This is a genomic window from Burkholderia gladioli (assembly GCF_000959725.1).
GTDB classification, from domain to species: Bacteria; Pseudomonadota; Gammaproteobacteria; order Burkholderiales; family Burkholderiaceae; genus Burkholderia; species Burkholderia gladioli.
On sequence record NZ_CP009323.1, the window covers coordinates 3,951,302 to 3,963,713 of the forward strand.

The 12,412-nt window shown below is 68.6% G+C and carries 10 protein-coding genes; 7 read left to right on the forward strand and 3 right to left on the reverse strand.

The window, feature by feature from the left end:
* Positions 1-9: 9 nt before the first annotated feature.
* Entirely contained in the window at positions 10-774 is a 765-nt protein-coding gene (locus BM43_RS34325; protein ID WP_036051364.1) for a TIM barrel protein, read from the reverse strand.
* 464 nt (positions 775-1,238) lie between these two features.
* On the opposite strand from BM43_RS34325, the gene BM43_RS34330 reads away from it, so the two are divergent.
* From BM43_RS34330 to BM43_RS34350, 5 genes are all read left to right on the forward strand, one after another.
* On the forward strand, positions 1,239-1,829 hold the full coding sequence (locus BM43_RS34330) for a fimbrial protein (RefSeq protein WP_052409221.1): 591 nt from the start codon (positions 1,239-1,241) through the stop codon (positions 1,827-1,829).
* Between the two features lie 107 nt (positions 1,830-1,936).
* Entirely contained in the window at positions 1,937-2,692 is a 756-nt protein-coding gene (locus tag BM43_RS34335; RefSeq protein ID WP_036051362.1) for a fimbrial biogenesis chaperone, read from the forward strand.
* 88 nt (positions 2,693-2,780) lie between these two features.
* Entirely contained in the window at positions 2,781-5,489 is a 2,709-nt protein-coding gene (locus BM43_RS34340; RefSeq protein WP_230676272.1) for a fimbria/pilus outer membrane usher protein, read from the forward strand.
* Positions 5,486-6,472, forward strand: a complete 987-nt coding sequence (locus BM43_RS34345) for a fimbrial protein (protein WP_052409222.1) — start codon at positions 5,486-5,488, stop codon at positions 6,470-6,472. The genes BM43_RS34340 and BM43_RS34345 overlap by 4 nt, the downstream gene beginning before the upstream one ends.
* A gap of 148 nt (positions 6,473-6,620) precedes the next feature.
* Positions 6,621-7,619 (forward strand): fimbrial protein, encoded by a 999-nt coding sequence (locus BM43_RS34350; protein WP_052409223.1) that lies wholly within the window; start codon positions 6,621-6,623, stop codon positions 7,617-7,619.
* A gap of 31 nt (positions 7,620-7,650) precedes the next feature.
* On the opposite strand, the gene BM43_RS34355 is transcribed toward BM43_RS34350, so the two are convergent.
* Complete coding sequence (locus BM43_RS34355) at positions 7,651-8,526, reverse strand: LysR family transcriptional regulator (RefSeq protein WP_025101532.1); 876 nt, start codon at positions 8,524-8,526, stop codon at positions 7,651-7,653.
* A 110-nt stretch (positions 8,527-8,636) separates the two neighbouring features.
* On the opposite strand from BM43_RS34355, the gene BM43_RS34360 reads away from it, so the two are divergent.
* Positions 8,637-9,719 (forward strand): YeiH family protein, encoded by a 1,083-nt coding sequence (locus BM43_RS34360; protein ID WP_036051360.1) that lies wholly within the window; start codon positions 8,637-8,639, stop codon positions 9,717-9,719.
* Positions 9,720-9,834: 115 nt separating this feature from the next.
* Positions 9,835-11,571 (forward strand): ClcB-like voltage-gated chloride channel protein, encoded by a 1,737-nt coding sequence (locus tag BM43_RS34365; protein ID WP_036053373.1) that lies wholly within the window; start codon positions 9,835-9,837, stop codon positions 11,569-11,571.
* Positions 11,572-11,644: 73 nt separating this feature from the next.
* Here the strand turns inward: BM43_RS34365 and BM43_RS34370 are convergent, their stop codons facing one another.
* Positions 11,645-12,265: a TetR/AcrR family transcriptional regulator gene (locus BM43_RS34370; protein ID WP_036051358.1), complete on the reverse strand. Its 621-nt coding sequence runs from the start codon at positions 12,263-12,265 to the stop codon at positions 11,645-11,647.
* Positions 12,266-12,412 lie beyond the last annotated feature (147 nt).

The window sequence follows — 12,412 nt, forward strand, 5'->3', positions numbered from 1 at the left end:
AATACGGAATCAGGCGGTCTCGAGCCAGGCGACGCGGCGGCGCGCGTCGGCGGCGAGATCGGCCGGGTCGAACGGGAACTCGATGCCGCGCGGCACCTCGCGCGGCAGCGTCGCGAGCACCGACAGGCAGAGCGGGTCGGCCGCCTGCGGGGCCACCGCGAAACGGCGCGCGCCCTCGCCCGTCACGGCCTTGCAATGGATGTACTCGACATGCGGCGCGAGGGCCCGGGCGGCCGCCAGCGGCAGCTCGCCGGGCCACAGCCAGTTGCCGATGTCGAAGGTCATGCCGAGCGTGCCGGCCGCGCCTTCCTCGACCAGCGCGGCGAACAGCGCGGTGAATTGCGCGAGCGTGCCGCCCATCGCGAGCTGGCCGTTCTCGACCAGGATCCGCGCGCGGCTGCCCTGCGCGGCGGCGGCGATCTCGGCCGCGTGCGTGGTGCCGGCGAACCCGCCGAGCTGGAATTTCAGGAAATGCGCGCCCAACGCCTCGGCCTCGCGCAGCGACAGCGCGAGCGCCTCGCGATCGAGCGCGCCGTCCTCGCGGTAGAGCGTGGCCGGCGTCGAGTAGACAGCCCACATTCCCGCGGCCGCAATCGCCATGCCCAGCGCCGCGAGCGCGGCCGGCGCGCAGTCCTCGTCGGCGGCGAACAGTTCGCGGCGCACCTCGAAGCCGGCGGCGCCCGCCTCGGCCGCCCGTCCGACATAGGCCCGGTGCCCGTCGCGGCGAATCGCCTCCGTCCCGTATGCGCTGGCGACGATCACGATATCTGCCATGTCTGCCCTTCTCTCCATGCTGGGCTCCGAATCTGGCGATTGGAACCGGTTCCATTTCAATGGAGCGAATGGTGCGCTTCGTGTCTGTCGCAAGCCATAGAGGAAATCCCTGAGAGACGGGTCCAATCGGAGAAACAGTGCCTGATCAGGCCATGGCCGCCGGGATCGGAGCGCGAATCGAAAATATGCCGGGGATGGTTTACAGAATCAGACGAGTCAGCTTCACGCACCCAACCCGTCTTGATAAATTTTCACCCGTTCGCGTCCGGCCACATGACATGCGAACGGCAGCTTCCTCGTCACACACATTACCCGCGACATCAGCAACGACACACCCGCCCCAATCCCACCCGTTTCCCCCAAGCCCATGAATTCCCCACTCGACCACTCGGGAGGTCAACTCACGACATAGATCCCTCGCACACGCTATCCCTTGCCTTTTCACGATTCCACGATCGACTTCCATGAACATGAAACATTTCCCGCTGCTCATGTCGGCCGCCGCGCTGGCGCTCACCGCCACGCAGGCTGCCCACGCCTCGGACGGCACCATCAACTTCACCGGCTCGGTGGTCGCCTCGACCTGCAAGATCAACGGCGGCACCAACGACCTGACCGTGCCGCTGCCGACGGCCGCCGCCAGCCAGCTCGCGACGGTGGGCGCCACCGCTGGCCGGACCCCGTTTACGCTGTCGCTGTCGGGTTGCACGACCGACCGCAAGGAAGGCGGCAACAGCGTCCCGGCGCCGGTGCGCAAGGTGTCGGTGGCGTTCGAGCCGGGGCCGAACGTCAATCTCGCCACCGGCCGCCTGGTGCCGACCGGCGAGAACGCGGCCACCGGCGTCGAGATCGAGATCCTCAACGACAAGTACACGCCGATCAAGATCGGCGCGGAAAGCTCCACGCAGGGCACCCAGGTCGTCGACATCGACGCCGCCGAAGGCGGCACGGGCACCGCGACGCTGCAATTCGCGGCCCAGTACGTGGCCACCGGCGACAAGGTGACGGGCGGCCCCGCCAACTCCTTCGTCACCTACTCGCTCGTCTATCCCTGAGCCTGCGCCGCGCCGGTTGAGCCTGTCGGCCACCTTCGGGTGATCGGCATACGAATCCATGAGATACGACAACCGGCGCGCTTAAATTTGCACTGCGAATCAAATCCATGTCGAGAACGAAATCGAGCCCGATCGCCCGGAGCTGGCTGGCACTCGTCGCGCTGCTCTGCTGCGCCTGCGCCTGCGCCCAGGCCAGCGTGACCTTGTCCGGCACACGCGTGGTATTCGACGCGAGCGAGCCGGAGGTGACGATCCAGCTCAGCAACCAGGGCAAGCAGCCGGCGCTGATCCAGGCCTGGCTCGACACCGGCGACGAGCGGGCCGAGCCGGAACGCATCGAGGTGCCCTTCATGGTCACGCCCACCCTGTTCCGCATCGAAGCGGGCAAGGGCCAGGCGCTGCGCATCATCCACACCGGCGAGCCCCTGCCGTCGAACCGCGAATCGCTGTTCTGGCTGAACGTGCTGGACGTGCCGCCCAAGACCAGCGGTGGCGACGAGGTGAATCGCCTGCAATTCGCGTTCCGCACACGCATCAAGATGATGTATCGCCCCGCCGACCTGTCCGGCACCCCGGACGACGCACCGGCCAGCCTGCGATGGACGCTCGCCACCGACGCATCGCAACGCCCGGTGCTGCAGGCCCGCAATCCGAGCGCCTATGTCGTCAACCTCGCCGGCGTCGAGCTGCAATCCGGCGGCAAGACCTACTCGGCGGGTTTCGGTCACGTGCTGCCCGGCGAAACCGCGTCGTTCCCCCTGGTCGGCGCGGATGCGACGGCGCTGCCGAACGCGACGGTCCTGTACAGCAGCGTCGACGACTGGGGGTCGACGCATGGCCACCGCGCGGCGGTCGGCCAATGAATCCGCCGCAGGCAACCCGGCGCCCGCGCGTCTGCCGCGCGCTGCGTTCCGCGCGGCCTCACGTGTCCACCTCGGGAAACGCTACAAGATGATGCGGGTATTGCAGGCGGAAACCGTTCCCCGACTGAAACCGACATGCGCGCTGCTGCTCTCGATCTTCTCCGCCTGGGAAGCCGACGCGCGGGCGGCGGAGACCGCCGACATGGCCGACGGCGCGACCTTGCAGGTCGCCCAGGCGCAATTCGCCCGCGTCGAGTTCGAAGGCGGCTTCCTGAACCACGGCGGCGGCGCGATCGACGTGTCGCGCTACGCGCAGCGCAACGTGGTCCGGCCCGGCATGTATCGCCCCGACATCTACGTGAACGGCCAATGGGCCGGCCGCATCGAGGTGCCATTCCGCGCCGCGCCCGGCATGCTCGATGCACAGCCCTGCTTCGACCAGGCCCTGCTGGAGCGGCTCGGCATCGACCTGGCCAGCCTGCGGCCGAGCCGGCTCGCCTCGCTGGCGCACGACGGCGCCTGTCTGCGCATCGGTCAGGCCGTCGACGAGGCCTCGTTCAGCTTCGACTTCAACGATCTGCGGCTCGACCTCGGCATCCCGCAGATCTCGATGCGGCGCCAGGCACGCGGCTACGTCAATCCCAAGCAATGGAGCGCGGGTGTGCCGGTGGCCATGCTCGGCTACAACCTCAACGTCTACCATTCGCGCGCGCGCGACGCGCGCGCCGCCACCCAGGGCTATCTCGGCATCGACGGCGGCTTCAACCTCCAGCGCTGGCACTTCCGGCACGGCGGTTCGTTCAACTGGGACGATCGCGGCCATCGCCGCTACCAGAACATCGCGACCTACGTGCAGCGCGATCTCTCGGCCTGGTCCTCGCAGCTCGTGATCGGCGATGCCTACACGCCGGGCGAGCTGTTCGACACCAGCGCGTTCCGCGGCCTGCGCGTGGCCACCGACGACCGCATGCTGCCCGAATCGCAGCGCGGTTACGCGCCCGTGGTGCGCGGCGTGGCCAGCACCAACGCGAAGGTAACGATTTCCCAGAACGGCGTGAAGCTCTACGAGACCACCGTGGCGCCGGGCGGTTTCCAGATAGACGATCTCTACCCCACCGGCTACGGCGGCGACCTGAAGGTGCTCGTCACCGAGGCGGACGGCAGCGAGCACTCCTTTTCGGTGCCCTACGCCGCCGTGCCGATGTCCTTGCGCCCCGGCCAGCACCGTTACAGCTTCACGGCCGGCGCGCTGCGCCACCTGCCGAACAGCAGGCCGCTGTTCACCCAGGCGACCTGGCAGCAGGGCCTGACCAATACGCTGACCGGCTACGGCGGCGCCACCCTGGCGCAGGGCTACCTGTCGGTGATGGCCGGCGCGGTGCTCACCACGGGCTGGGGCGCCTTCGGCCTCGATCTCACGCACGCCAGCACCCGCATTCCTGGCGAGCGTGGCCATGCCGGGCAGAGTCTGCGCCTGAGCTACGCGAAAACGGTGGCGGCTACCGGCACCAATATCGCTATCGCCGCCTACCGCTATTCGACCAGTGGCTTCTTCGGCCTGAACGATGCGATGGCCGCGCGCGACCAGGCCAAGCTCGAGATTCGCACCACCGCGCTCTACCGCCAGCGCAACCGCGCCTCGCTGACCCTGAGCCAGCAGCTCGGCCGGCGCGGCGGCAGCCTCAACCTCACGGCCTCGACGGCGACCTACTGGAACCGCCGCGGCTCGGATCTCGATTTCACGATCGGCTACAGCAACAGCTTCCGCAACCTGGCCTACAACGTCTCGGCAAGCCGTCAGCGCGACGCCTGGGGCAAGGCCGGCACGCTGATCTACGCCGGGCTGTCGATTCCGCTCGGCCGCACGCAGCCGGCCACGCTGTCCACCAGCCTGAACCGCGACTCGCGGGGTTCCACCCAGGTGGCCACCAGCCTGAGCGGCGCGGCCGGCGTCGACGGCAACCTCTCCTACGGCCTCAACGTGGATCACGGCAGCGGGCGCGACGGCACGCGCACCAGCGGCGGCGCCAACCTCATGCATCGCGGCGCGCGGGGCGAACTGAGCGGCAGTATCGGCGCCAGCGCCGACTACCAGCAGCTCTCGCTCGGCGCGCGCGGCGCGGTGGTCGCGCATCGCGGCGGCATCTCGCTTTCGCAGCCGCTGTCGGAAACCTTCGCGATCGTCGAGGCGAAGCACGCCGAGGGCGCGCGCGTGACCAATGCCTCGGGCGTGCGCGTGGGCAGCAATGGTTACGCGGTGGTGCCGCACCTCACGCCGTTCTCGATGAACGACGTCTCGCTCGATCCGAAGGGCCTGTCGACCGATGTCCAGTTGAAGGAGACCAGCCAGCGCGTCGCGCCGCTCGCGGGGGCCGTGCCGCTGCTGGTGTTCAAGACCGAATACGGCCGCTCGGCGGTGATCCGCGCGCGGCAGGCCGATGGCTCGCCGGTGCCGTTCGGCGCGATGGTCACCGATGCGGCCGGCAAGGAGGTCGGGGTGATTGGGCAAGGCGGCAAACTGTTGGCCCGAGGGCTGGCCGAACGCGGCCAGTTGACGGCGCGATGGGAAAACGACGCGGACACCATGGCCTGCCGACTGTCGTATTCGCTGCCGATGCGTACGCGCGTCGCGGGATACCAGCCGCTGCAAAGCATCGAGGCGCCCTGTCTGGAAAGCGGCACCCCCGATTTCGCACCGCGACGATCGAGGCGGGAATCGCCCGACATGTCGAGCAACAGCGTCAGTGGCGACGGTAGCGCCGCCGAATCGCACCCTGCACAAGGAATGGTCCGATGAAAAAACAGCTGCTCCTTGCCTGCTTGCTGGCGGGCATGTCGATCCCGGCGTGGGCGATACGCTGCATGTCGGATACCAATAACTCCTTTAACTACTACATCGCCCACGTCAGCGGATTCACCCCCCCCGATTTCGATCCCGGCACGGTCCCGATAGGCGGCGTCATCTATCGCTCCCAGGATCTCGGCCTGAACTTCATCAACAAGCGATTCCCGTCGGCAAGCTTCGAATGCACGGAGCCGCTCGCTTTTTTCTACAAGACAGGTATCGGTGTGCCGAACGACCGTATCTATCCCACGTCCATACCCAATATCGGCATGCGTCTTTCGACCTTCCCGGGTACCGGCTCCATCAACAGCACTCTCGGCGCCTGGGACGAAAGCTTTCCGATCACGATCGAATTGGTCAAGACCGGTGAAATCACCGCCGGCGGCTACCTGAGCGGTGCCTACGCGCAGTATCGGGCCAATACCGTCGATGGACAGCTCATGGTCGAGTTCCGTTTCGCGTCGCCGGTCAAGGTCCAGCCGCGCATACCGACCTGCCGGGTCGCCACGCCCCAAGTCACGGTGCCGATGGGCACCATGACCACGGCGATGTTCACGGGTATCGGCAGCACCACCTTCTCCCGGCGTTTTGACCTCGCGCTGGCTTGCTCGGGCGGCTACCCAGGCACCTCCACCAATGCCTGGGTGACGCTGACCGACGCCAGCCAGCCCGGCAACACATCCACCACGCTGTCGCTCACGCAGAATTCGAGCGCATCGGGCATCGGCATCCAGATCCGCCACGACGACACCGTGCTCGGCTTCGGGCCCGATTCGGCAACGGTCGGCAACACCAACCAGTGGTTCCTGGGCAGGATCGACCAGGGCATGGCCGAGATCCGGGTGCCGCTCACCGCGCGCTACGTGCAGACCGGCGCAAGGGTCGGCGCGGGCAGCGCCAATGCACGCGCGACCTTCACGCTCAGTTACCAGTAGCACGCGTGCGAGACGACGATCGCACACCGGGTTGGGCCGGACCAAGCTGGCACCGGCCCGCAGCGCCTACCTCGCTGCTTCCGGCGGGCGGCTGCGCGGCTGCAGCCAGGCCCCGGCGTGAAGCACCATCCCAGAACGCATGAAATCGATGAAACGACTGCTTTTCCTCGGCGCTGCGCTGGCCTGCCTCGCGAACCCCGCCTGGTCGGCCAACTGCAGCTCCAATACCAGTGATGGATCGGACTATTTCGTCGCCCACATGGTGGGTTTCGATCCACCGGAATTCGCGCCCGGCGCGATTCCGGTCGGCAGTGTCATCTACAGCGCCAAAGGCCGCGGCCTGAGCTTCATCAACAAGAAAAGCGGCGAGTCGCCCAGCTACCGATGCAAGACGCCGATCGCCGTCTACACGACGGGCGTTGGCATGCCGAACGACACGATCTATCCGACGTCGATCCCCAACATCGGAATGCGCATCATCAGCATCCAGGGCGTGCTGCCGCATCTATCCCCCTGGCCGAGCACCGGCGCGGGCTGGAACGAACACTATTCGATGACGGTCGAGCTGATCAAGACCGGCGAGATCACCGCCGGCGGCTACCTGAGCGGTGCCTACGCGCGATACCGCGCGGACAACGACAACGGCGAGATCCTGGTCGAGTACCGCTTCGCCTCGCCGGTCCGGGTCCAGCCGCGGGTGCCGACCTGCCGGGTCGCCACGCCCGAGGTGACGGTGCCGATGGGCACCATGAGCACCTCGATGTTCACGGGCATCGGCAGCCGCACCTTCGCGCGGCACTTCGAGATCGCGCTGAACTGCTCGGGGGGCGATACCGGCACCTCGACCAACGCCTGGGTGACGCTGACCGACGCCAGCCAGCCCGGCAACACCTCGAACGCCCTGTCGCTGACCCGCGAGTCGACCGCCTCGGGCATCGGCATCGAGATCCACCGCGACGACACCGTGCTCGGCTTCGGGCCCGACTCGGCCGCGCTCGGCAATACCAACCAGTGGTACATGGGCAATATCGCCCAGGGACAGGCAGGCCTGCGGGTACCGCTCACTGCGCGCTACGTGCAGACCGGCGCGAAGGTCGGCGCGGGCAGCGCCAATGCGCGCGCCACCTTCACGCTCAGCTATCAATGAAATCCAGCGCGCGCCGCCGCCAGGCGCCCGGCTATCCCAGGCTCATCGCCAGGAAGCGCGCGGCCACGCGCGAGGGCGTGGCGGCATGCGGCACCAGGATCGAGAAGCGCCGCACCAGTGGTCGCGGCGCGATCGAGCGCTTCACCAGCGCCGCGTCGTCGCGCAGCGACATGGCCGAGACGAAACCCACCCCCATCCCCGCCCGCACCGCCTCCTTCACCGCCTCCACGCCGGCGATCTCGAGCGCCACGCGCACCGGCACGCCGGCCCGCGCGAAGGCGCGCTCGACCAGTTGGCGCACGCCCGAGCCGGCCTCGCGCAGCACCAGCGGCGAGCCGGCCAGCGCCTCCAGCGACACCGCCTCGCCGGGCGCGGCCGCCAGCGCATGGGTGGCCGGCACGATCGCGACGATCTCGTCCTCGCGCCAGGGGTGCACCGCCGTGCCCGAAGGCAGCGCGTCGCCGGGCGGCCCCTCGATCAGGGCCAGGTCGAGCGTGCCGAGCGCGGCCACCACGTCGGCGGTGTTGCCGGTCATGGTCTGGATCGCCACGCCGGGCGCGAGGGGCCGGAACTCGGCGATCAGGTAGGGCAGCAGGTAGCTGGCCGGCGTGGTGCTCGCGCCGATGCGCAGCGTGCCGCGCTCGACGCCGCGCACGGCATCGCGATAGGCGCGCGCCTGCGCATAGGCGTCGCGCACCTGGGCGGCCAGCGGCGCCAGCGCCTCGCCGACCGGCGTGAGCCGCACGCCGCGCCCGTCGCGCAGGTAGAGCGGCTCGCCGAACTCGTCCTGCAACTGGCGCAACTGGCCCGACACGGCCGGCTGCGACAGGTGCAGCAACTCAGCCGCGCGGCTGATGTTGCGCAGCTCGGCGACGGTCGCGAACGTTATCAGTTGATCCGGGGTCATGCCGAGAAAATATCAGATTTCCCGATAATCGATGTCACTAATCACAATTTTTTATATCGATATATCCAAATTAGGATTAGCACCATCGAATCACACGTGGAAACCACCCCATGTCCACCGCCAATCCCACCCTGCCGCATGCCGCCGCGCCCTCGGTGCGCGGCCAGCTCAACGGCGTGCTGTTCGTCGCGCTGTTCGCCGCCGCGGTCACCAGCCTGTCCTCGCTGCCGGCCATCGCCCGGCTCGGCCTTTCGCCGTTGATCGTCGGCATCATCGCCGGCACCGTCTACGGCAACGCGCTGCGCGACGGCATGCCGGCCAGCTGGGCGGCCGGCGTCAACTTCTCGGCGCGCAAGCTCCTGCGCATCGCGGTGGCCTTCTTCGGGCTGCGCGTGAGCCTGCAGGAAATCGCCCAGGTGGGCCTGCCGGGGCTGGCGGTCTCGGCGCTGATGGTGGTCAGCACCCTGCTGATCGGTACCTGGGTCGGCACGCGCCTGTTCAAGCTCGATCGCGACACGGCCCTGCTGACCGCGGCCGGCAGCGCGATCTGCGGCGCGGCCGCGGTGCTGGCCTTCGAATCGACCCTGCAATCCAAGCCGCACCAGAGCGCGATGGCGGTCGGCAGCGTGGTGCTGTTCGGCACGCTCTCGATGTTCGCCTACCCGCTCGCCTATCACGCCGGCTGGATTCCGCTCGACGCCCAGGGCCTGGGCCTGTTCTTCGGCGGCACCATCCACGAGGTCGCCCAGGTGGTCGGCGCGGCCAGCGACGTGAGCCCGCAGGTCACGCATACCGCGACCATCGTCAAGATGACCCGCGTGATGCTGCTGGTGCCGGTGCTGCTCGCGCTCGGCGCCTGGCTGGCCCACTCGGCGCGCCAGGCGCGCGCGGCCGACGGCGCCGCGGCCGGCCACGGCAAGCGCCGGCTGGCGGTGCCCTGGTTCGCGCTCGGCTTCCTCGGCTTCGTGATCGTCAACTCGCTCGGCGTGCTGCCGGACGCCACCACCCACACCCTGAACACGCTCGACACCTTCGCCCTGACCATGGCCATGACGGCGCTGGGCATCGAGACGCGGCTCGCCCAGATCCGCGCCGCCGGCCCGCGCGCCCTGGGCGCTGGCCTGGTGCTCTATGTGTGGCTGATCGCCGGCGGCTTCGGCATCACCTGGCTAGTCGAGCGCTGGCTTGGCTGAACGTCCCGCCTCCTCCCCTCGCCCGGCGAATCGCGCCGCGCCCGCCGGCCCCGTCCGGCCGGCGCGGCGCGGTGCTATGCTGGCGCTCGCCTTCCTACGCGCTCCCCTCGACCTCGTGCTGTCCTTCCTGCTCAAGCTGCGCACGCGCGCGCAAACGCTGTTCCGCCTGTCCGACGCGCACACCATGCTGATCTGGTCGGTGATCGCCGGGATCAGCGGCGCATTCGCCACGATCCTGTTCCGCGAAGGCATCGACACCATCCAGCGGCTCTTTTCCGGCGCCAGCGGCAGCTTCGTGGAGATGGCCAGGCGCCTGCCCTGGCACATGCGGATCTGGATGCCGGCCGCGGGCGGTTTCCTGGCCGGCTGCGTGCTGCTGGCCGCGCAGCGTGGCAGCGCGAAACAGGCGGGCGGCGCCGACTACATGGAAGCGGTGGCGCTCGGCGACGGCATCGTGCCGGTCAGGCAGAGCCTCTGGCGCAGCGCCTCCTCGCTGCTGACGATCGGCAGCGGCGGCTCGATCGGCCGCGAGGGCCCGATGGTGCAGCTCGCCGCGCTGGCCGCCTCGCTGGTCGGCCGCCTGGCGCGCTTCGACCCGCCCCGGCTGCGCCTGCTGGTGGCCTGCGGCGCCGCGGCCGGCATCACCTCGGCCTACAACGCGCCGATCGCCGGCGCCTTCTTCGTCGGCGAGATCGTGCTCGGCGCGATCTCGATGGAGAGCTTCGGGCCGATGCTGGTCGCCTCGGTGGTGGCCAACATCACGATGCGCGAGTTCGCCGGCTACAAGCCGCCTTACGAGATGCCGGTGTTCCCCGCCGTGACCGGTTTCGAGGTGCTGGCCTTCGTCGCGCTCGGGCTGTTGTGCGGCGCGGCCGCGCCGCAGTTCCTGCGCCTGCTGGCCGCCTCGAAATCGCGCTTCCACCGGTTGCCGGTGCCCGTGCCGGTGCGGCTCGCGCTCGGCGGGCTGGCGGTCGGCATCATCTCGGTGTGGGTGCCCGACGTCTGGGGCAACGGCTACAGCGTGGTGAACTCGATCCTGCATTCGTCCTGGACCTGGCAGGCGCTGGTGATCGTGCTGCTCTGCAAGCTGCTGGCCACCGCGGCCACCTCGGGCTCGGGCGCGATCGGCGGGATCTTCACGCCGACCCTGTTCGTCGGCGCGGCCGGCGGCGCGCTGTTCGGCCTGGGCATGCAGGCACTGCTGCCGGGCCACGTGTCGGCCGCCTACGCCTACGCGATCGTCGGCATGGGTGCCTTCCTGGCTGGCGCCACGCAGGCGCCGCTGATGGCGATCATCATGATCTTCGAGATGACGCTGAGCTACCAGGTGGTGCTGCCGCTGATGGTGTCCTGCGTGGTCGCCTACTTCGCGGCCCGCGCGCTGGGCCAGACCTCGATGTACGAGATCACGCTGCGCCGCCATCGCGAGGAGGAGGAGCGGCTGCGCCTGAAGGCGACCCAGATGCGCGCGCTGATTCAGCCCGCGCAGACCGTTGTGCGGCCCGAGGCCAGCGTCGCCGAGATGACACGCGTGTTCCTCGAATATCCGGTGAAGTATCTCTACGTGAGTGACGAGGCGGGGCATTTCCGCGGCGCGGTCGCGCTCAAGGACATCACCTCCGACCTGCTCGAGGGCCGCGATACGCAGCACAAGAGCGCGGCCGACTACGCGCATACGCCGTTTCCGCTGCTCACGCCCGACATGTCGCTGGGCACGGCGCTGGGCCATTTCATGTGCTTCCAGGGAGAGCGGCTGCCGGTGGTGGAATCGACGCAGGCGCCGGTGCTGGCCGGCGTGGTCTACAAGACCTCGCTGCTCGACGCCTATCACCGGCTCAACGGCAATCGCTGAGCGCGGCGCGCGATGGCCGCGCGCGGCACGATCGGGAAGAGGGTCGGGAAATCGAAGGAATGAGAACGAGCGCTCAGTTGGCGCCGCGCCCCAGCACCACGCGCGCGAAGAAACCGCCCAGGGTCGCCTCGGTCATGTCGAGCGAGACGTAGTTCGGATCGGCGATGTGGATCGCCTGCACGCCGTCGCACAACCCCATCAGGCCCACCGCGAGCTGCTCGGGCGGCAGCAGCAGCGGCGTGCCGGCCTGCTCGGCGAACATGGCGATGGTATGGGCCATGTCCTCCAGCTTCTCGCGCATGAAGGCGGTGTAGCGGGCGCGGAACTTGGCGTCGCGCGCGGCCTGCAGCTTGGCCTCGCACCACAGCATGAAGGCCGGGTTCAGGCGGATGAAGCGGCTGTAGAAGTTCAGCGCGCGCGATTCCATCTCCTCGCGCGTGCCGCCCGCGTCGAAGATCTGCTGCAGCTCGGCGCGCATCGTCTCGTGATCGCGCCGCAGCAGCTCGAGCAGCAGTTCGGCCTTGCCGCCGAAGTTCGAATAGAACGCGCCGCGCGTGTAGCCGGCCGCCGCCGCGATGTCCTCGACGCTCGCGGCGACATACCCCTTCTTCGTAAATATGGTGTTCGCGGAGTTGAGCAGGCGCTCGCGCGTCTGGTCCTTGCTCTGCTCGCGGGTCAAGCGCTTCGGTTTCATGGCGCGCAGTCTAGCACCAATCGGCGATCGATTCATCTTTGCATTCAGATACAACTGTGTATTAGAATCCATCGCTGTTTCAGAGATGAAAACGAAAGCTTTCGTCGCCGTTCCCCGGTGGAGCCAGCCAGGCCCGCCGGCTCCGCC

Excerpts from the sequence above, each read along its gene's own strand:
- BM43_RS34325 (WP_036051364.1), bottom strand. The coding sequence starts at position 774 with ATGGCAGATATCGTGATCGTCGCCAGCGCATACGGGACGGAGGCGATT.
- BM43_RS34330 (WP_052409221.1), top strand. The coding sequence starts at position 1,239 with ATGAACATGAAACATTTCCCGCTGCTCATGTCGGCCGCCGCGCTGGCG.
- BM43_RS34335 (WP_036051362.1), top strand. The coding sequence starts at position 1,937 with ATGTCGAGAACGAAATCGAGCCCGATCGCCCGGAGCTGGCTGGCACTC.
- BM43_RS34340 (WP_230676272.1), top strand. The coding sequence starts at position 2,781 with ATGATGCGGGTATTGCAGGCGGAAACCGTTCCCCGACTGAAACCGACA.
- BM43_RS34345 (WP_052409222.1), top strand. The coding sequence starts at position 5,486 with ATGAAAAAACAGCTGCTCCTTGCCTGCTTGCTGGCGGGCATGTCGATC.
- BM43_RS34350 (WP_052409223.1), top strand. The coding sequence starts at position 6,621 with ATGAAACGACTGCTTTTCCTCGGCGCTGCGCTGGCCTGCCTCGCGAAC.
- BM43_RS34355 (WP_025101532.1), bottom strand. The coding sequence starts at position 8,526 with ATGACCCCGGATCAACTGATAACGTTCGCGACCGTCGCCGAGCTGCGC.
- BM43_RS34360 (WP_036051360.1), top strand. The coding sequence starts at position 8,637 with ATGTCCACCGCCAATCCCACCCTGCCGCATGCCGCCGCGCCCTCGGTG.
- BM43_RS34370 (WP_036051358.1), bottom strand. The coding sequence starts at position 12,265 with ATGAAACCGAAGCGCTTGACCCGCGAGCAGAGCAAGGACCAGACGCGC.